Origin of the sequence: Paenarthrobacter sp. PAE-2 (assembly GCF_026013155.1) — a bacterium.
In the GTDB taxonomy this organism is placed as follows: Bacteria; Actinomycetota; Actinomycetes; order Actinomycetales; family Micrococcaceae; genus Arthrobacter; species Arthrobacter ureafaciens.
The window spans coordinates 82,090-100,154 of the sequence record NZ_JAPDNV010000004.1 but is presented as its reverse complement, the minus strand read 5'-3'; the positions used below and the strand labels follow the sequence as shown (position 1 = coordinate 100,154).

The following is an 18,065-nucleotide window of genomic DNA, read 5'->3' as shown; positions in this document are numbered from 1 at the left end:
CCGAACAGGGGTTCTCCGGCACCCCGCGCTAGAAGAGCACCGTGGCAAACGTGCCCGCCTGCGTGAAGCCCACCCGCTCATAGGTTGCCCGCGCCTTGGCATTGAAGTCGTTGACGTAGAGGCTTGTGACGGGGGCGAAGGTCTTGGCGAGGTTGACGACGGCGGCCATGTAGCCGGCGCTCTCACCCCTGCCGCGGAGACCGGGGTTCATCCATACGCCCTGCACCTGGGTGACGTCCCGCGTGACCGCGCCGAGTTCGGCTTTGAACACCACGGTGCCATCCGCATCGATGTGGACCAGGGAGTGGCCTTGCCGGATCAGGCCGGCAACACGCCGGCTGTAGAAGTCCTGGCCGCCGAGGAACGGCGAATACCCTACTTCCTCTTCGAACATGGCAGCACAAGCGGGAAGTATCCGATCGAAGTCCGCCATGGTGCCGAAGATCAATGAGGGGTTGGCTGGAATGGCCGGTGCGCCCGAGATGGTGAGGAGGGGTTGCCGCTCGCGGACTTCATGGGCAAAGTGCCCTAGTTGCTCAAACTTCGAGTAGAGGGCCAGGACGCTCTCGGCCGGGCCGAAGATGGAGGCGTAGCGACGGCCCGCTTGGTGTGCCGCTGCGGCTACGTGCTCCACCAGTGCGGGGTCCAGTTGAACAGGGACCATGTTGGCTCCTGCCCAGCAAGCCCCGATGAGCCGGTCGTCGTCGAAAACGCCGTAGACCTTCGCGCCACCGCTGGTGGGCGCCGCTGTTCCTACGCTGTCCAAGTGCGCGAGGATGAAAACGTTCGCTACAGGATCTTCATTCGCAAGCGCGCGAAGGGCCAGGGTGTCGGCAGCGCCGAGCACCCTGACTCCCAGGCCGGCCTCGTTACGAGACGCTAACCACGGGGCTACCTTTGACAGCATCTTCGCCATCGGCCTCCCCCATCTCTTCGGCGATGCGCATCGCCTCTTCGATCAGTGTCTCAACAATTTGGCTTTCGGGCACGGTCTTGATGACTTCGCCCTTCACGAAGATCTGCCCCTTGCCGTTGCCGGAAGCAACGCCGAGGTCCGCTTCACGGGCCTCACCGGGTCCATTCACTACGCAACCCATCACCGCTACGCGAAGGGGAATCTCCATGCCTTCCAGCCCTGCCGTCACTTCCTCGGCGAGGGTGTAGACGTCCACCTGGGCACGGCCGCAGGACGGGCAGGACACGATTTCCAGCTTGCGCGGGCGAAGGTTGAGCGACTGCAGGATCTGGTTGCCCACCTTGATCTCCTCGACGGGAGGAGCGGACAGGGACACACGGATAGTGTCACCGATGCCGCGGGACAGGAGCGCGCCGAAAGCCGTGGCCGACTTGATGGTTCCCTGGAAGGCAGGGCCCGCTTCTGTGACGCCCAGGTGCAGGGGCCAGTCACCCTTTTCTGCGAGCATCTCGTAGGCGGCAACCATGACCACGGGGTCGTTGTGCTTCACGGAGATCTTGAAGTCATGGAAGCCGTGTTCCTCAAAGAGCGAAGCTTCCCATACGGCTGATTCCACCAGGGCTTCTGGAGTGGCCTTGCCGTACTTCTTGAGGATGCCGGGCTCCAGCGAACCGGCGTTGACGCCGATGCGTATGGAAGTGCCGTGGTCCCTGGCAGCAGCGGCGATTTCCTTGACCTGGTCATCGAACTTCCGGATGTTGCCCGGGTTCACACGGACAGCGGCGCACCCTGCCTCAATGGCGGCGAAGACGTACTTGGGCTGGAAGTGGATGTCCGCGATCACCGGGATCTGCGACTTGCGGGCAATGATCGGCAAGGCCTCGGCGTCATCGGCAGAAGGGCACGCAACACGGACGATGTCGCAACCGGACGCGGTCAGCTCGGCGATCTGCTGGAGCGTGGCATTGATGTCCGTGGTGGGAGTGGTGGTCATTGACTGCACGCTGATGGGGTAATCAGAGCCAACACCTACCGAGCCGACCTTGATTTGCCGCGTTTTGCGTCGCGGAGCGAGGACGGGTGGAGGGGCGGCTGGCATTCCCAGGCTGACCGAGGTCACGTGGACTCCTTGGGTTGGGTGTATCTGGTGGTGGGTACCTGAATCAGGAGGCGTGCTCCGAAAGAAGCCCAATAATGGGCGACCATTCGGTGGTGCGGATTCCGGCGATGGCGCCGGCGTCAGCAAACGGATCCTGCTTCAGGAGGTCAGTGAGTTCAGCTTCGTCGCGGGATTTGAAGATCAGCAGCGCGCCTGCGCCGTCACCGTACGGACCGCTGGCAAGCAGCGCACCTTCGTCAGCGAGGTCGCTAAGCCAAGCGCGGTGTGCGGGACGGGTCTCGTCGCGGATGGCCCCGGAGTCGGCCGCGTAAACATACTCAACAGCGAAAACAGTCATGGTGTTAGCCTATCCCGCCGGGTGCGGATGCTCTGCCACCGGGGAGGCCGCCGGAGACGCTCCTAGCCAAAGATGTTCACCGGCTTCACGATGTCCGCGTAGATCAGCAACGCGCCCATGGCCATCAAGAGGGCAGCCACCACATACGTTGCCGGGAGGAGCTTGGCAATGTCGAAAGCACCGGGGTCCGGCTTGCCGAGCAGCTTGGCCACCCGACGCCGGATTCCCTCGTACAGGGCACCGGCCACATGCCCGCCGTCAAGCGGGAGCAAGGGGATGAGGTTGAAAATCGCCAAGGCAAAGTTCAGGCCTGCCAGCAAGCCCACAAGCGTGCCGATTCTGGCCTCCAAGGGCACCTGCTCCATAGCGGCTACTTCACCGGCCACCCGGCCGACGCCCACCACGCTGATGGGGCCGTTGGGGTCGCGGGGCTCTTCGCTGAAGGCTGCCTTGGCCACGCCAACCACCCTGGCGGGCAGGTTGAAGATCACACCGGAGATCTGCTTGATGTTCTCCCCCGCCATGGGCAAAACGCTCGACGCCGGCTGCGGCACCAGGACGCTTTGGGCACCTATGCCCAGGAACCCGACTTCCTGGTACTTGAGGACGCCGTCGGCATCCTGTTCCTGCCGGCCATCGGAACCGATGACGGGCCGCGCAGAAAGTACAGGCGTGACGGTGGTGGACACGAGGGACCCGTTGCGCTCCACCGTAATAGGGACCTCACGCCCTGCGGATGCACGGATCCAACTGGTCAACTCGTCCCATTCCGTGACCTGTTTTCCATCGAAGGACTTAATGGTGTCATTGGGCTGCAGGCCGGCAGCCGCGGCGGGGGTGGGCGTGCACTCCGAGGAATCGGGATCGACGGTCTGGCCGGCTGCGACTTGGCATTTGGAAACATCGGCGATCGTGGTGGTGGCCTGGGCCGTACCGAAGCCCATCAGCAGCACAGCCGTCAGCACGAGTCCGATGAGCATGTTCATGGCCGGACCACCCAGCATGACGATGATCTTCTTCCAGACCGGCAGTTTGTAGAACACCCGGTTTGCGTCGTCCGGGCCCACTTCCTCGTGGGCCGCCGAGCGCGCCTCCGAGGCAAGCGTCTGGAACATACCCGTACTGGAGGGACGGACGCCGCCGTCCTCCTTGTTCGGCGGGTACATGCCGATCATGGCGACGTAGCCGCCCAGCGGCAGGGCCTTGAAACCGTACTCGGTCTCACCCTTCTTGCGCGACCACAGCGTGGGACCAAAACCGATCATGTACTTGGTCACCCGCACCTTGAACAGCTTGGCAGGAACCAGGTGCCCCACCTCGTGAAGCGCGATGGAGACCGCGACGCCGATGGCGACGAAGATGACTCCGAGGATGAAGAGAAGGACGGGGCTCATTCGGGCGGTACTGCTTCCATCAGGTGGGGTGGGGGGCTACAGGGGGCTGGTGGCTAAACGATCGTGGGTACGGCTGCGTGCCCACGCTTCAGCATCCAATACGGATTCCAGCGTTAGCTCCGAAGAGCCTGAATGTTCGCTGAGGACGGACTCCACGGTATCGACGATGTCAGTGAAGCGGATGCGGCCGGCGTGGAACGCCTCCACAGCTTCCTCGTTCGCTGCGTTGAACACCGCGGGGAAGGTGCTCCCCTGCTTGGCTGCCTCCTTGGCGAGGTTCACGGCGGGAAACGCCTCCGAATCCAGCGGTTCGAAGGTCCAGCTGGTGGCATGGCTCCAGTCACACGCCCGGGCAGCGCCGGGAACCCTGTCCGGCCAGCCGAGCCCCAGCGCGATCGGAAGGCGCATGTCCGGCGGGGAAGCTTGCGCGATGATTGAGCCGTCCACGAACTGCACCATTGAATGGACCACGGACTGGGGATGCACCACGACGTCGATCCGGTCCAGGGGCACGTCGAACAGCAGGTGCGCTTCGATCACTTCCAAGCCCTTGTTGACCAGGCTGGCGGAGTTCGTGGTGACCATCAGCCCCATGTCCCAGGTGGGGTGCGCCAACGCCTCCTGCGGGCTGACGTCCTGCAGTTGTTCGCGCGTCCGGCCCCGGAAAGGACCGCCCGAAGCCGTAAGTATCAGCTTCTGGACTTCCGCTGCCGCGCCTGAACGGAGACACTGTGCAATTGCCGAATGTTCGGAGTCGACGGGAACAATCTGGCCTGGACCCGCGGCTGCCTTAACTAGAGCACCGCCGACGATCAGCGATTCCTTGTTGGCGAGCGCCAGGGTGGCCCCGGACTCCAGGGCCGCCAAGGTAGGAGCAAGACCGATGGATCCGGTGATGCCGTTGAGGACAACGTCACTGGGGATGCCCGCGACCCTGGCTGAGGCATCGGGCCCCACGAAGATTTCCGGAGCAAAACCTTTCAGCCCGGCGGTCGCGGCAAAGCCGGCGATGAGCTGTTGCAGGGCAGCAGCGTCGCCCCGGGCAATTCCCACTGCCTGCGCGCGGGTGTGCACAGCCTGCTGCGCAATGAGTTCCGGATTTCCGCCGCCTGCGCTGAGTGCCACTACCTCGAAAAGGTGGGGAGCGGCATCGATCACCTCAATTGCTTGTGTTCCGATGGAACCGGTGGACCCGAGGATGACGATCTTGCGCGGCTGCATGAGTCAAGTATCCCAGCCGCCGCAGGGCAGGGCGAACACGGCGGACCCATATGTGCAAACGTCTGTTGGCCTCTCTGTCCCATGGGTAACGTGGAAATCGTGGAGTGGCTCTCTTGGTTCGACGCCCGGGACTACGAATTCGCCCGCCAGGTGCTGCAGCGCGGCACGGCTGCGCTCTACTTCCTTGCGTTTCTTTCGACGCTGAACCAGTTCCCGGCGCTCCTGGGCGAGCGGGGCCTGCTTCCCGTCCCGGATTTCCTTGGGGTTGTCCGGCGGATGGGGCGGCCTACGCTGTTCCGTTGGCGCTACTCGGACAGGCTGCTGCGGTCCGTCTGCGTCTTTGGGCTGGCGGTGTCCGCGTTGTTGGTCCTCGGACTTCCGCAGACAGGGCCGCCGTGGTTGCCGATGATTGCTTTCCTGGCCCTCTGGTTCCTCTACATGTCCATTGTCAACGTGGGACAAACCTTTTACGGCTTCGGCTGGGAAGTGCTTCTCCTGGAAGCAGGGTTCACGGTAGCCTTCCTGGGATCCGACCAGACTCCCCCGCCCGCCACCATCCTGGTACTGGTCGTGTGGCTGGTGTTCCGGCTTGAGTTCGGCGCCGGCATGATCAAGATGCGCGGGGGCAGGGAATGGCGGGACCTGACAGCGATGTTCTACCACCACGAGACCCAGCCGATGCCCGGCCCTCTCAGCCGCCAAGCCCACCTCCTCCCCCGGCCGCTGCACAAAGTCGAGGTGCTGGGGAACCATTTCGCCCAGCTGGTGGTCCCCTTCTTCCTGTTCGCACCCCAGCCCGTGGCCGGCATTGCCGCCGGCATCATCATCCTGACCCAGTTATGGCTTGTGGGCTCGGGCAATTTCGCCTGGCTGAACTGGGCCGCCATCATCCTTGCTTTCGCAGCTGTGAGCGATCCCGTGGCCCACGCGGTCTTCCCTTTCATCCCGCTTGAGTGGCACTCCGGTGCCACCACACCAGTGTGGTGGCACGTCGTCGTACTCGCCGTGACGTTGCTGTTGCTGGTGTTCAGCTACCGGCCGTTGCTGAACCTGGTCTCGCGGGAGCAACTCATGAATGCAAGCTTCAACCGCTGGAGGCTGGTCAATGCGTATGGAGCTTTTGGCACGGTCACCAAGCAACGCATCGAAGTAGTGGTGGAAGGAACCTCCGACGAAGACCCCGACGCCCCGGACGAGGCCTGGCTGGAGTACGGGTTCAAGGGGAAACCGGGAGATGTCCGAAGAATGCCGCGTCAATGGGCGCCCTACCACCTTCGGCTGGATTGGATGATGTGGTTCCTGCCGCTGCGCACCGTGCACGAGGAATGGCTGTACCGCTTCCTGGACAAGCTCCTCGCAGCCGATCCGCCGACGCTTCGGCTGCTTGGCCATGACCCGTTCGACGGCGGCCGCCCCCGTTGGGTGCGCGTGCAGACGTACCTTTACCGTTTCGCCAGCCGCGCCGAGTTCAGGACGACGGGCGAGCGCTGGGTGAGGGTACCGCTGTACGAGGCCATTCCGCCTATGTCCCTCGATTCCCGGCGCCGGCTTCCTTGGCAGTGAAGCGGTGGGCAGCCGGCCTCGGGGCCGCCGTGGACTCCCGAACCACCAGGTGGGTGGCCAGCTCGACCCGACGCGAATCAATGTCCTCGCCGTTCATTTGCCGGAGGATGAAGTTCACTGCGGACCGTCCCATGTCCTGCAGCGGTTGGGACACCGAGGTGAGCGGGGGAACTGATTCCGCTGCCTGGTGGGTTCCGTCGAAGCCCACAAGGCTCAGTTCCTCGGGGATGCGCACATTCTGGCGCCGGGCCTCGGCCAGTACGCCCAAAGCGATGCTGTCGCTGGCGGCGAAGATGGCCGTGGGCGGATCATCCAATGCCAGTAACGACTTCATCGCCTGAACACCGTTACTGGGGCGGAAGGGCCCGGCAAGGACGTAATCCTCCTGCACGCTGATGCCCTCGGCCATCAGCGCAGCCATGTAGCCGTGGAGCCGCGCTTGGCTGCACTCCGCCGATTCCGGCCCTCCAATGTAGGCGATCCTGCGGTGGCCGAGTGCCAGCAGGTGGGCAGCAGCAACTTTGCCGCCGGCCCAGTTGCTGGCACCGACGCTGAAGACATCGCCGGGCGGCGGATTGAGCGGATCAACCACCACAATGGGGATCCTTCGGCGCTGGAAGGCGTTGAGCTGACCTGAGTTGAAGGCGGAGGTGACCACGATCATGCCGCTGCGGCCTTCGTCGAGCAGGCGTTGGGCGCGCTCTTCAGGCCCCAAAGGCGACCCTGATTGCCGGCTGGTCACGGAGAGGACCACCTCCATGTCGGCAATCGCTGCCTGTTCGAGCACGCCATTAAGCACCTCGACCGCGTACGCCGAGTTGAGGGAATCAAACACGGCCTCCACGGCGCGGCGGGACGGGACACTCCTGCGCTGGGAAGGGGTTTTGTAACCGATCCTCTCCAGCGCCGCGAGGACCCGGGTGCGTGTCTCGTCGGCTACGTCTTCGCGTCCGTTGATGACTTTGGAAACGGTCGGCGTTGAGACGCCGGCCTCTTGGGCCACTGCGGCCAGGGTTGGCTTGGACGGCTTTGTCCCGGTAGTCATAACCCCCACTTTCGAAATTATTTCGGCATTTTCGAGGATCCGCTGCCTCGCCAAAAATTGCAAGTTCAGCTCAGATACGAAGAAAAAACGCGTCTTGACGGATCACTCATTTAGCTTTAGTTTAGACCGTGATCTTAATCACGGTTGCGAAATATTTCGATTTTTTTCGGAGCCTTCTTGTTCAACCTAGCGAAAACACATGGAGAAGCAATGAAGCAATTCCAGTCCTCCCGGCGTTCCTTCCTGGCCCTCGCTGCACTCACACCCTTCGCAGCCATGGCAACGACCGCCTGCGGAACGTCAGGACCGGGCGGGAGCGGCGGAGGCGGCGGTGCCAGCATGTGGTTCCTTACCGGCGAGCCCAACCAGACCACCATGCAGAACGCCGTTGACGCGTTCGTCGCCGCGAACCCCGACAACAAGATCAACGTCACCTACTTCCAGAACGATGCGTACAAGACCAAGATCAAGACGGCCATTGGTGCAGGCCAGGCCCCGACCATTGTCTATGGCTGGGGCGGCGGCGGGCTGAAGACCTACGCCGAGGCCAACCAGGTGGAGGACCTGACTCCTTGGTTCGACGCCAATCCGGACGTCAAGGAAAAGTTCTTCCCGTCCTCGTTCGGCGCTGCGACGGTCAACGGCAAGATCTACGCCCTGCCTAACCAGTACGTGGCTCCGATCGTGCTCTTCTACAACAAGGAGCTCTTCGAGAAAGCCGGAGTGCAGCCTCCCAAGACCTGGGACGACATCATGTCCTTGGTCAAGACCTTCAACGACATGGGCGTGGCACCGTTCTCGCTCGGTGGCCAGTCCCGATGGACCTCAATGATGTGGCTCGAATACCTCCTTGACCGCATTGGCGGCGCCGAGGTCTTCAACGCCATCTTCGAAGGCAAGACCGATGCCTGGATGCACCCGGCAGTCATCGAGACCGGCACCAAGATCCAGGAGCTGGTGTCCGCTGACGGCTTCATCAAGGGGTTCTCCTCGATCACGGCAGACTCCAAAGCCGACCAGGCACTGTTGTTCACCGGCAAGGCTGCGATGATGCTCCACGGTTCCTGGACCTACGGTGCCATGAAGAAGGAAGGCCAGAACTTCGTCCAGGACGGAAAGCTCGGCTTCGTCCATTTCCCCACCGTCGCCGGCGGCAAGGGCGATCCGAAGAGCGGCGTCGGAAACCCTGCGCAGTACATGTCCATCTCCTCCAAGGCCAGCGACCAGGAAAAGGAGACCGCCAAGAAGTTCTTCAAAGAGGGCATTCTGACGGACAAGGTCATCGATGCCTACATCAACTCCGGCTCCGTGCCGATCGTGAACGGCATCGAGGACAAGCTTGCATCCTCACCTGACAAGGACTTCCTGAACTTCGTTTACGACCTTGCCAAGAACGCACCAACGTTCCAGCAGTCCTGGGACCAGGCGCTGAGCCCCACCGCTGCCGAGGCGCTCCTGAACAACATCGACCAGTTGTTCCTGAGGTCCATCACGCCCAAGCAGTTCGCCGAGAACATGAACGCAACGCTTGGCAAATGAGCAGCTCAACGTTGACCAGGACGGCCGCCCACCGAACTGGCGAGAAGACCAAGGGGCAGAAAAATTCCGCACTCGCATGGCTGACGGTTCCGGCGCTGCTGTTCTTTGTCCTGTTCGCCGTCGTTCCCCTGGCCGGGGTCCTGGTCCTCAGCTTCGCCGACTGGGACGGCATCGGCGCAATCGGCGTCGCCGGGATGGACAACTGGACTTCGGTCCTCGCCGATCCCGGACTCTACAACGCGTTGGGGCTGACGTTCGTGATCATGATCGTGTCCTGGCTGGTCCAGACTCCGATCAGCCTGCTGTTGGGAGTCTTCACTGCGGGTAGCCAAAAATACCGTGCGGCCCTGGCAGTGTTGTATTTCCTGCCCCTCCTCCTGTCATCGGCAGCGGTGGCCATCGCCTTCAAAGCCCTCCTGGACCCGAACTTCGGCCTGGCCATGGGCTTGGGGTTGCCTTTCCTGGCGCAGGACTGGCTGGGTGTTCCGCAGCTGGCACTGGGACTGGTCATCTTCGTCATCGCCTGGCAGTTCGTGCCGTTCCACACGTTGATCTACCAAGGCGGGGTGCGCCAGATACCGAAGTCCCTGTATGAGGCGGCCCAGATCGACGGAGCCGGCACCATCAAACAGTTTTTCCACATCACGCTCCCGCAGTTGAAGTACACCATCATCACGTCCTCCACCTTGATGGTGGTGGGATCCCTGACCTACTTCGACCTGATCTTCGTGCTCACAGGCGGCGGCCCGGGCAACTCCACCCGGATCCTGGCCCTGGACATGTACCTCAGGGGCTTCCGGGCCAACCTCATGGGCCCGGCAAGCGTCATCGCCGTGATCCTGGTCGTCATCGGCCTCGCACTGGCCTTGTTCCTCCAGCGTCTTGGAGGCAAGGACAAGCAGGGCAGCCAATTGGAAGGTATGTAGGGTGAGCACCGTTCTGACGAACACAGAAGAGACACCGGCAACCGGCACCAAGGCCGACCCGCCCGTGGTCAAGCTGAGCCTGGCCACACGCATCCGCCGCCTCAACATCCCCGGCGGCCTGGGCGGATGGATCTGGCTGGCCATCATCATCATCCCCGTCTACTACATCGTGATCACCAGCCTGAAGACGGCAGAGGGCTACTTCGGGCAAAGTCCGCTGGCTCCGCCGACGTCTCCGACCTTGGAGAACTACCAGCTGGTCCTGGAATCGAACTTCGCGACGTACTTCATGAACAGCGCGATCGTGACGCTCGGTTCCGTCATCCCGACGGTCCTGATCTCCTTCATGGCGTCCTTCGCGATCGTCCGCGGACGTGGCAGGTTCCTGAAACTGGTCAACGGAATGTTCCTGATGGGCCTCGCCATCCCCCTGCAGGCGACCATCATCCCCATCTACCTGATGATCATCAGGCTGAACCTCTACGACAGCCTGCTGGCCATCATGCTCCCGTCCATCGCCTTCGCAATCCCGCTCACCGTGCTCATCCTGTCCAACTTCATTCGGGACGTTCCCAATGAGCTGTTCGAATCCATGCGGCTGGACGGGTGCAGCGAATGGCAAACCATGTGGCGCCTGGCGCTGCCCCTGACCCGTCCGGCGATCGTGACGGTCTCCATCTACAACGGCCTGCACGTGTGGAACGGGTTCCTGCTCCCGCTGGTGCTGACCCAGAACCCGGACCTTCGCGTCCTCCCCTTGGGACTCTGGACGTTCCAAGGCGAATTCAGCGTGAACATCCCGGCGGTCCTGGCCTCGGTGGTCCTGAGCACCCTGCCAATCCTGGTGCTGTACGTCGTAGGACGGCGCCAGCTCCTCAGCGGCCTGACCGCCGGATTCAGCAAGTAACCGGATCAGGCAGACAAGAAAGGATCAGTTGTGACTGAACCACAACCCCTGCGTGTAGGCATGGCGGGCTATTCCTTCATGGGTGCCGCCCACTCCCACGCGTGGCGTACCGCCCCCCGCTTCTTCGACCTGCCCCTCGCACCGCAGCTCACCGCGGTGGCCGGCCGCAACGAAGAAGGAGTCCGGGCGGCGGCAGCCAAGTACGGCTGGGACTCGGTGGAGACGGACTGGCGGCGGTTGATCGAGCGCGACGACATCGACCTCATCGATATTTGCACTCCCGGCAACACCCACGCCGAGATTGCGATCGCCGCCCTGGAAGCAGGCAAGCACGTCCTGTGCGAAAAGCCTTTGGCCAACTCCGTGGAGGAGGCCGAAAAAATGACGACTGTGGCCAGGGCCGCGGCCGAACGCGGAGTCCTCTCCATGTGCGGCTTCAGCTACCGCCGTACGCCCGCGCTCGCCTTGGCCAAGCGGATGGTTGACGAAGGGCGTCTGGGCGATATCCGCCACGTCCGCGCCCAGTACCTTCAGGACTGGCTCTCGGATGCCGACGCTCCCCTCACGTGGCGCTTGGACAAGTCGAAATCAGGCTCCGGCTCCCTGGGCGACATCGGCGCCCACAGCATCGATGCGGCCCAGTGGATCACCGGACAAACCATCACCGGGGTCTCCGCCCTGATGGAAACATTCGTCAAGGAACGCCCGGTGGGTGGTGACTTCGTGGGACTCGGCGGCCACGGTGGCTCCGACGGCCCCAAGGGCCCGGTAACCGTTGACGACGCCGCCCTTTTCACTGCCCGGTTCAGCGGAAAGCACGACGGCGGCACTGGTCCCGTTGGCATTTTCGAGGCCACCCGCTTCGCGCTGGGCCGAAAGAACGCGATGCGACTGGAACTGAACGGCACCAAGGGTTCGCTGGCCTTCGATTTCGAGGACATGAATTCCCTGCAGTTCTACGATGCCTCGCTTGAACCCGATGCGGGCTTCCGCAAGATCATGGTCACCGAACCGTCCCACCCTTATACGGGCAACTGGTGGCCGACCGGCCATGGCCTGGGGTACGAGCACGGCTTCACCCATCAGGTGGTGGACCTCGTGAATGCCATCGGCGCCGGTGAGCAGCCGTCGCCGTCGTTCGCTGATGCTTTGCAGGTCCAGAAGGTATTGGCCGCCGTAGAGGCGAGCGCTGCGGCGGAAAGCCGTTGGCAGAACGTTGACAAGGAGCACTGATGAACCGACCCATCACACTTTTTACCGGTCAGTGGGCAGACCTTCCCTTTGAGGAAGTTGCCCGATTGGCAGGCGAATGGGGCTTCGACGGCCTGGAGATCGCCTGCTGGGGCGACCACCTCGATCCGGTACGGGTAGTGGACGACGATGCCTATCTCCGGAACAAGCTGGAGATCCTGGACAAGCACAACTTGTCGGTCCACGCCATCGCCAACCACCTCACGGGGCAGGCAGTTTGCGACGATCCCATTGACGAACGGCACCGGGATATCCTGTCCCCCGATGTCTGGGGTGATGGTGATGCAGAAGGCGTCCGCCGGCGCGCAGCAGAGACCATGAAGGCTACGGCCCGCGCTGCGGCCAGGCTGGGGGTTAAGACCGTCACCGGATTTACGGGTTCCTCCATCTGGAAATGCGTTGCCATGTTCCCTCCCGCCTCTGATGCCATGATCGAGCGCGGCTACCAGGACTTCGCCAACCGCTGGAACCCCATCATGGACGTCTTCGACGAGGTGGGGGTCCGGTTCGCACTGGAAGTCCACCCCTCTGAGATTGCCTACGACTACTGGACGGCCAAGCGGACGCTCGAAGCCATTGGGCACCGGGAAAGCTTCGGGTTGAACTTTGATCCGTCCCACTTCATCTGGCAGGACCTGGACCCCGTAATGTTCCTGCAGGACTTCGCAGACCGGATCTTCCACGTCCATGTGAAGGAATCCGTCCGGCAGTTGAACGGCCGCAACGGACGCCTGGGGTCGCACTTGCCCTGGGCAGATCCCCGCCGCGGTTGGGACTTCGTCACGGCCGGCCACGGAGACGTGCAGTGGGAACCGATCTTCCGGACCCTCAACGCCATCGGCTACGCAGGACCCACCAGCATCGAGTGGGAAGACGCGGGCATGGACCGCCTGGTCGGTGCCCCGCAGGCGCTGGCCATGGTCAAGGAACTGGCCACTATCCAACCACCCGCAGCGGCCTTCGACGCCGCATTCTCAACACGCTGAACGACTCAACGGATACGCCCCGAAAATTAAGGAAAACATGTCGAGCAACAACAAAACCGCCCTGGTGGTACGCGGGGGCTGGGACGGACACCAGCCTGTGGAAGCCACGGAACTCTTCATCCCGTACCTCAAAGCCCAAGGCTTCGAGGTACGGGTGGAGGAATCGCCCAAAATCTACGCAGACGCCGACTACATGGCAACTGTGGACCTGATCGTGCAGTGCATGACCATGTCCACCATCGAAAAGGACGAGTTCGAGGGACTTCGTGCCGCCGTCGAGAACGGTACGGGCCTGGCAGGCTGGCATGGCGGCATCGCCGACTCCTACCGCAACAACTCCGACTACCTCCACCTGATCGGGGGCCAGTTCGCCTGCCATCCCGGCAAGCACCCGGACGAAAGAATCGGCGAGCAGTCGGACAACTACGTTCCCTACACGGTGGACATGCTGCCGGCTGCCGCGGACCACCCGATTACCAAGGGGTTGTCCGACTTTGAGCTGGTCACCGAGCAGTACTGGGTCCTGGCCGACGACTACATCGACGTCCTGGCCACCACCACCCAGAAGGTGCGCGAATGGGATCCCTGGAACCGGGAGGTCACTTCCCCTGCCATCTGGACGCGCCAGTGGGGCAAGGGCAGGATCTTCGTCTGCACCCCGGGACACCGTGTGGAAGTTCTCCAGGACTCCAACGTCCGCACCATCATCGAGAGGGGCATGCTGTGGGCAACCCGCTAGAAGACACCAAGCAGCTTAACGTCGGAATCATCGGCTGCGGCGCCATCATCGCCCAGTACCTGAGCAGTTTCCGGCGCCTTGATTCGATCAACCTCATGACCGTGGCGGACCTCGATCCAGCCCGTGCCCAGGCAGTGGCCGACTCCTACGAAGGCGTCCGGGCAGTGTCGGTGGACGAGCTGTTGGCGGCGGACGACGTCGACCTGGTGCTCAACCTGACCATCCCGGCGGCGCACGCCGACGTGGCCCTCAAGGCCATCGCCAACGGCAAGTCCGTGTACGGGGAGAAGCCGCTCGCCGCTACCACCGAAGAGGCCCGGCAGATTCTCGACGCTGCACGGGCCGCCGGAGTGGTGGTGGGCTGTGCGCCGGATACGGTCCTGGGCACGGGCATCCAAACGGCCCGCAAAGCGATCGACGACGGCCTGATCGGTGCCCCGATTTCGGCGACGGCCACCATGGCCACGCCCGGCCACGAACGCTGGCATCCGAACCCGGACTTCTACTACCAGCCCGGCGGCGGACCGCTGCTGGACATGGGCCCGTACTACGTCTCGGCATTGGTCACCCTCTTGGGTCCCGTGGTCTCCGTGGTGGGCACCGCGAGCCACACGCGCAACGAGCGCACCATCGGTTCCGGTCCTCGAGAAGGCCAAAAAGTACCGGTAGACATCGACTCGCACGTAACCGGAGTATTGGTCCACGCCTCGGGTGCGCTGTCAACCCTCTTCATGAGCTTCGACGCGGTCAAGACCAAGAGCCCCAACCTGGAAATCCACGGCGAGAAGGGTTCCCTGGTGGTTCCGGATCCCAACCATTTCGACGGCGAGGTCCAGTTGTTCGCCCTCGGCGCCGAGGACTGGGAAACACTGCCCGTCTCGGCCGGTTATGTGGATTCGGGCCGGGGCTTTGGCATTGCCGACCTTGCGGCCACTCCAGCAGGCCAGGAACCGCGTGCAGGGGGCGGGCTCGCGTTCCACGCCCTTGAGGTGATGGAGTCGGTCCTCGAGTCTGCGAAGTCGGGGCAGTCGGTATCGATCAAGAGCACGGCACAACGGCCGCCGGCAGTGCCGCTGACTGAGCTGGCCACCAAGGTCTCAGCCTAAGAACCACACGAGGTGGCATTTGATGACAGTGTTTCCGGGAAACATTGGCATTAAATGCCACCTCGCGCCTGTTTACGGGCCTTAGCGGGCCCTCCGCAGCACCGATTCAGCGTGCTTAAGGATGGGGCCGTCGATCATCTTCCCTTTGAACTGGAACACACCGCTGCCCGCAGCGGAAGCGGCGTCCAACAACTCGCGCGCTTCCTCTACCGCTTCAGGCGCAGGCGCATAGGCTTCCCGCACCGCAGCCACTTGAGACGGATGGATGCAGGCTTTCGCCCCGAAACCGCTCGCCACGGCATCCCGCGATTCCATGGCCAGGCCGTCGAGGTCCGGAATGTTCACGTAGACGGCGTCGATGGCTTCCTTGCCCGCGGCTTTTGCGGCAAGCAGCACAGTGGAACGGGCGTGCAGGGCGACAGCCCGGTACCCGCCGTCGTCGTTCCTGCTGGAAAGCCCGCCCAGGGATGCCAGCAGGTCCTCCGCACCCCACATGAGCGCCACCACATTCGGTTCCGCCGCGATGGCAGCGGCATTCAGCACGCCGGCAGCTGTTTCGCAGAGGGCAATCACCCGGTAACCGTCAAGGGCCCGCATGTCCTCTGCGCTCTCCGCCTTGGCAACCATCACAGTGCGGTAGGGCGTGTGGGCCAGGCTGTGGAGGTCCTTTTCAAACTCAGCCGAGCCCACGGGGTTGACCCTCACGATGGTGCGGCTGGGTTCCAGCTCCGGCGCATCTCCCGCCGCGCCCAGCTGGGCCAGGATGGCACCCCGGGCACGCTGCTTGTCAACAGGCGAAACGGCATCTTCCAGGTCCAGGATCACCGCATCGGAGCGGTCGGCCGCCTTGCTGTAGCGTTCCGGGCGGTCCGCAGGGCAGAACAGGAGGGCAGGACCCATGGTGAAGGGAAGGTCGGCAGGAGTGGGCATCGGGTTCCTTGCTGCTGGGCGTGATTAGTGCTTGGAGACGTCGGTTTGGGAGGCGTGCGCTTCCTTGGTCCACATCAAACACGTCCGCGTTGCCAGCGCCACTTCCTTGCCGTCCTGGTTCCGGCCGGTGTGTTGCATGGTCACCAAGCCCTGGCCGGGACGGGACGATGAAAGCCTCTTCCCGGTGACCTCTGTCTCCGTGTACAGCGTATCGCCGTGGTAGAGCGGGTGCGGGAAAGCAACATCCGTCAGCCCCAACTGCGCCACGATGGTGCCCTGCGTCAGCTGGGTCACGGACTGGCCCACCATGACCGACAGCGTGAACATGGAGTTCATCAGGCGCTGGCCGAATGGCTGCGTCGAACTCCAGGCTGCGTCCAGATGCAGCGCCTGGGTGTTCATGGTCATGGTGGTGAAGAGGACGTTGTCCGCTTCGGTCACTGTGCGGCCGGGCCTGTGCGCATACACGACGCCCTCTTCCAGTTCGTCAAAATAGAGACCGCGCTGCACCACTACCCGGGTCATACGGTGAGTTCCTGGTCTTCTTCAAACAGTTCCGCGCCAGTTGCCGCCACGACGTCGTCCAAAGTGACGTTTGGCGCAAGTTCCCGCAGGACCAGCCGGGGTTCGCCTTCGTCCTTCACGACGTCGATCACGGCAAGGTCAGTGATGATGCGGTCCACGCATCCCTTGCCGGTCAGCGGAAGGGTGCAGTCCTTCACGATTTTCGGGCGGCCGTTACGGTCAACGTGTTCCATCATGACGATCACCTTCTTGGCGCCGAACACCAGGTCCATGGCCCCGCCCATGCCCTTGACCATCTTCCCCGGGATCATCCAGTTGGCGAGGTCGCCGTTGGAGGCCACCTCCATGGCGCCCAAGACGGCGACATCCACGTGGCCGCCGCGGATCATCCCGAACGACGACGCGGAATCGAAGAAAGCTGCACCGGCGTTCACTGTGACCGTTTCCTTGCCGGCATTGATCACATCGGGGTCGATTTTGTCCTCGGCCGGGTAGGGACCCACGCCCAGGATGCCGTTCTCCGAGTGCAGGATGACCTCTACTCCGTCAGGGATGTAGTTGGGAATCAGGGTGGGCATGCCGATCCCCAGGTTGACGTATTGCCCGTTCTCCAGTTCGCGGGCCACCCGGGCGGCCAGTTCATTCCGCGTCCAGCCTTTGGCCTCGTGATGGTCGACGTCGGCCCTGCGGTATTCGTGCCGCACGGCTTCGGGACGTGGCGGGACATCGTGATACGTGTTCGATTCCATGGTTAGGCTCCTCCCGCCTGCTGCTCCGCCGTGCCTGCGCCGGATGTGTCCGTGACGGAAACCGTGCGCTTCTCGATCCGTTTCTCCGGCGTCGGCGAAACCACCACGCGCTGGACGAAGATGCCAGGAGTGTGGATGTGTTCGGGATCCAACTCCCCCGGTTCCACCAGTTCCTCCACTTCGGCGATGGTGGTCTTCGCTGCCATGGCACACAGCGGGTTGAAGTTCATTGCCGTTGCATGGAAGACGAGGTTGCCGTGGCGATCTCCCTTCCAGGCGTGGACAAGTCCAAAGTCCGGGGTCAGGGACTCTTCAAGGACAAAGTCGGCACCGTTGAAGGCGCGCACCTCCTTGGGCGCCGACGCTTTCTCAACGTTCCCGTCGGCGTCGTACTTTTGCGGCAGCCCGCCTTCGGACACCTGGGTGCCCACGCCGGCTTTGGTATAGAAAGCGGGGATCCCGGCGCCGCCGGCACGCAGTTTCTCCGCCAGGGTTCCCTGCGGGGTGAGGACCACTTCCAGTTCACCGGCGAGGTACTGGCGGGCGAATTCCTTGTTCTCCCCCACGTAGGAACTGATGGTTCGCCGGATGCGGCCGTCCTTGAGGAGGATGCCAAGGCCCCAGTCGTCCACGCCGCAGTTGTTGCTGACCGTCTCCAGCCCGGTGGTGCCTTGTTGATGCAGGGCGTCTATCAGCGCGACCGGAATTCCGCACAGTCCGAACCCGCCGACGGCCAGCGAGGCACCGTCCGGGATGTCCTTCACCGCTTCCGCGGCGCTGGCAACAACCTTGTCAATCATCCTTGATCCTT

At 63.1% G+C, this 18,065-nt stretch carries 18 protein-coding genes; 8 read left to right on the top strand and 10 right to left on the bottom strand.

Annotated features, from left to right (window positions below; all coding sequences use genetic code 11):
- Positions 1-28 precede the first annotated feature (28 nt).
- The 5 genes from OCL88_RS03585 to dxr all read right to left on the bottom strand — a co-directional run bounded on the left by OCL88_RS03585 (position 29) and on the right by dxr (position 4,988).
- Entirely contained in the window at positions 29-907 is an 879-nt protein-coding gene (locus OCL88_RS03585; RefSeq protein WP_193593767.1) for a GNAT family N-acetyltransferase, read from the bottom strand.
- A complete protein-coding gene (gene ispG / locus OCL88_RS03580) occupies positions 870-2,036 on the bottom strand; it encodes a flavodoxin-dependent (E)-4-hydroxy-3-methylbut-2-enyl-diphosphate synthase (RefSeq protein WP_021472614.1) in 1,167 nt (388 codons plus the stop codon). Before ispG ends, OCL88_RS03585 begins: the two co-directional genes overlap by 38 nt.
- A gap of 43 nt (positions 2,037-2,079) precedes the next feature.
- Positions 2,080-2,373 carry a YciI family protein gene (locus tag OCL88_RS03575; protein ID WP_021472613.1) on the bottom strand — a complete coding sequence of 98 codons (294 nt, stop codon included), beginning with the start codon at positions 2,371-2,373 and terminating at the stop codon, positions 2,080-2,082.
- A 62-nt stretch (positions 2,374-2,435) separates the two neighbouring features.
- A complete protein-coding gene (locus OCL88_RS03570) occupies positions 2,436-3,767 on the bottom strand; it encodes a M50 family metallopeptidase (protein WP_264961648.1) in 1,332 nt (443 codons plus the stop codon).
- A 36-nt stretch (positions 3,768-3,803) separates the two neighbouring features.
- A complete protein-coding gene (dxr, locus tag OCL88_RS03565; RefSeq protein WP_264961647.1) occupies positions 3,804-4,988 on the bottom strand; it encodes a 1-deoxy-D-xylulose-5-phosphate reductoisomerase in 1,185 nt (394 codons plus the stop codon).
- A gap of 99 nt (positions 4,989-5,087) precedes the next feature.
- On the opposite strand from dxr, the gene OCL88_RS03560 reads away from it, so the two are divergent.
- Positions 5,088-6,551 (top strand): lipase maturation factor family protein, encoded by a 1,464-nt coding sequence (locus OCL88_RS03560; RefSeq protein ID WP_264961646.1) that lies wholly within the window; start codon positions 5,088-5,090, stop codon positions 6,549-6,551.
- Here OCL88_RS03560 and OCL88_RS03555 read toward each other — a convergent pair.
- Positions 6,511-7,596: a LacI family DNA-binding transcriptional regulator gene (locus OCL88_RS03555; protein ID WP_264961645.1), complete on the bottom strand. Its 1,086-nt coding sequence runs from the start codon at positions 7,594-7,596 to the stop codon at positions 6,511-6,513. The genes OCL88_RS03560 and OCL88_RS03555 overlap by 41 nt on opposite strands.
- Positions 7,597-7,806: 210 nt before the next feature.
- Here OCL88_RS03555 and OCL88_RS03550 point away from each other — a divergent pair, with 210 nt between their 5' ends.
- Genes OCL88_RS03550 through OCL88_RS03520 form a run of 7 tightly spaced genes read left to right on the top strand, consistent with a single transcriptional unit; the run spans position 7,807 to position 15,050 of the window.
- The gene (locus tag OCL88_RS03550) at positions 7,807-9,135 is read left to right on the top strand and encodes an extracellular solute-binding protein (RefSeq protein ID WP_264961644.1); all 1,329 of its coding nucleotides are present in this window, start codon (positions 7,807-7,809) and stop codon (positions 9,133-9,135) included.
- Positions 9,132-10,061 (top strand): carbohydrate ABC transporter permease, encoded by a 930-nt coding sequence (locus tag OCL88_RS03545; RefSeq protein WP_062095951.1) that lies wholly within the window; start codon positions 9,132-9,134, stop codon positions 10,059-10,061. Before OCL88_RS03550 ends, OCL88_RS03545 begins: the two co-directional genes overlap by 4 nt.
- A 1-nt stretch (position 10,062) precedes the next feature.
- On the top strand, positions 10,063-10,968 hold the full coding sequence (locus tag OCL88_RS03540) for a carbohydrate ABC transporter permease (RefSeq protein WP_021472606.1): 906 nt from the start codon (positions 10,063-10,065) through the stop codon (positions 10,966-10,968).
- Between the two features lie 30 nt (positions 10,969-10,998).
- Positions 10,999-12,201 carry a Gfo/Idh/MocA family protein gene (locus tag OCL88_RS03535; RefSeq protein WP_264961643.1) on the top strand — a complete coding sequence of 401 codons (1,203 nt, stop codon included), beginning with the start codon at positions 10,999-11,001 and terminating at the stop codon, positions 12,199-12,201.
- The gene (locus tag OCL88_RS03530; protein ID WP_264961642.1) at positions 12,201-13,205 is read left to right on the top strand and encodes a sugar phosphate isomerase/epimerase family protein; all 1,005 of its coding nucleotides are present in this window, start codon (positions 12,201-12,203) and stop codon (positions 13,203-13,205) included. Before OCL88_RS03535 ends, OCL88_RS03530 begins: the two co-directional genes overlap by 1 nt.
- 37 nt (positions 13,206-13,242) lie before the next feature.
- On the top strand, positions 13,243-13,944 hold the full coding sequence (locus OCL88_RS03525; protein WP_264961641.1) for a ThuA domain-containing protein: 702 nt from the start codon (positions 13,243-13,245) through the stop codon (positions 13,942-13,944).
- Positions 13,929-15,050 carry a Gfo/Idh/MocA family protein gene (locus OCL88_RS03520; RefSeq protein WP_264961640.1) on the top strand — a complete coding sequence of 374 codons (1,122 nt, stop codon included), beginning with the start codon at positions 13,929-13,931 and terminating at the stop codon, positions 15,048-15,050. The genes OCL88_RS03525 and OCL88_RS03520 overlap by 16 nt, the downstream gene beginning before the upstream one ends.
- A gap of 81 nt (positions 15,051-15,131) precedes the next feature.
- Here OCL88_RS03520 and OCL88_RS03515 read toward each other — a convergent pair whose 3' ends face one another.
- Genes OCL88_RS03515 through OCL88_RS03500 form a run of 4 tightly spaced genes read right to left on the bottom strand, consistent with a single transcriptional unit; the run spans position 15,132 to position 18,054 of the window.
- Positions 15,132-15,980 carry an HpcH/HpaI aldolase/citrate lyase family protein gene (locus tag OCL88_RS03515; RefSeq protein ID WP_264961639.1) on the bottom strand — a complete coding sequence of 283 codons (849 nt, stop codon included), beginning with the start codon at positions 15,978-15,980 and terminating at the stop codon, positions 15,132-15,134.
- A 24-nt stretch (positions 15,981-16,004) separates the two neighbouring features.
- Positions 16,005-16,505: a MaoC family dehydratase gene (locus tag OCL88_RS03510; protein WP_166183944.1), complete on the bottom strand. Its 501-nt coding sequence runs from the start codon at positions 16,503-16,505 to the stop codon at positions 16,005-16,007.
- Positions 16,502-17,254, bottom strand: a complete 753-nt coding sequence (locus OCL88_RS03505) for a CoA transferase subunit B (RefSeq protein WP_021472599.1) — start codon at positions 17,252-17,254, stop codon at positions 16,502-16,504. Before OCL88_RS03505 ends, OCL88_RS03510 begins: the two co-directional genes overlap by 4 nt.
- Positions 17,255-17,256: 2 nt before the next feature.
- Positions 17,257-18,054 carry a CoA transferase subunit A gene (locus tag OCL88_RS03500; RefSeq protein ID WP_021472598.1) on the bottom strand — a complete coding sequence of 266 codons (798 nt, stop codon included), beginning with the start codon at positions 18,052-18,054 and terminating at the stop codon, positions 17,257-17,259.
- Positions 18,055-18,065 lie beyond the last annotated feature (11 nt).

Bases quoted from the DNA above. Each gene is read 5' to 3' on its own strand.
- OCL88_RS03555 (WP_264961645.1), bottom strand. From the start codon at position 7,596: ATGACTACCGGGACAAAGCCGTCCAAGCCAACCCTGGCCGCAGTGGCC.
- OCL88_RS03500 (WP_021472598.1), bottom strand. From the start codon at position 18,054: ATGATTGACAAGGTTGTTGCCAGCGCCGCGGAAGCGGTGAAGGACATC.
- OCL88_RS03525 (WP_264961641.1), top strand. From the start codon at position 13,243: ATGTCGAGCAACAACAAAACCGCCCTGGTGGTACGCGGGGGCTGGGAC.
- OCL88_RS03530 (WP_264961642.1), top strand. From the start codon at position 12,201: ATGAACCGACCCATCACACTTTTTACCGGTCAGTGGGCAGACCTTCCC.
- OCL88_RS03570 (WP_264961648.1), bottom strand. From the start codon at position 3,767: ATGAGCCCCGTCCTTCTCTTCATCCTCGGAGTCATCTTCGTCGCCATC.
- OCL88_RS03505 (WP_021472599.1), bottom strand. From the start codon at position 17,254: ATGGAATCGAACACGTATCACGATGTCCCGCCACGTCCCGAAGCCGTG.
- OCL88_RS03585 (WP_193593767.1), bottom strand. From the start codon at position 907: ATGCTGTCAAAGGTAGCCCCGTGGTTAGCGTCTCGTAACGAGGCCGGC.
- OCL88_RS03545 (WP_062095951.1), top strand. From the start codon at position 9,132: ATGAGCAGCTCAACGTTGACCAGGACGGCCGCCCACCGAACTGGCGAG.
- OCL88_RS03510 (WP_166183944.1), bottom strand. From the start codon at position 16,505: ATGACCCGGGTAGTGGTGCAGCGCGGTCTCTATTTTGACGAACTGGAA.
- OCL88_RS03515 (WP_264961639.1), bottom strand. From the start codon at position 15,980: ATGCCCACTCCTGCCGACCTTCCCTTCACCATGGGTCCTGCCCTCCTG.
- OCL88_RS03550 (WP_264961644.1), top strand. From the start codon at position 7,807: ATGAAGCAATTCCAGTCCTCCCGGCGTTCCTTCCTGGCCCTCGCTGCA.
- dxr (WP_264961647.1), bottom strand. From the start codon at position 4,988: ATGCAGCCGCGCAAGATCGTCATCCTCGGGTCCACCGGTTCCATCGGA.
- OCL88_RS03575 (WP_021472613.1), bottom strand. From the start codon at position 2,373: ATGACTGTTTTCGCTGTTGAGTATGTTTACGCGGCCGACTCCGGGGCC.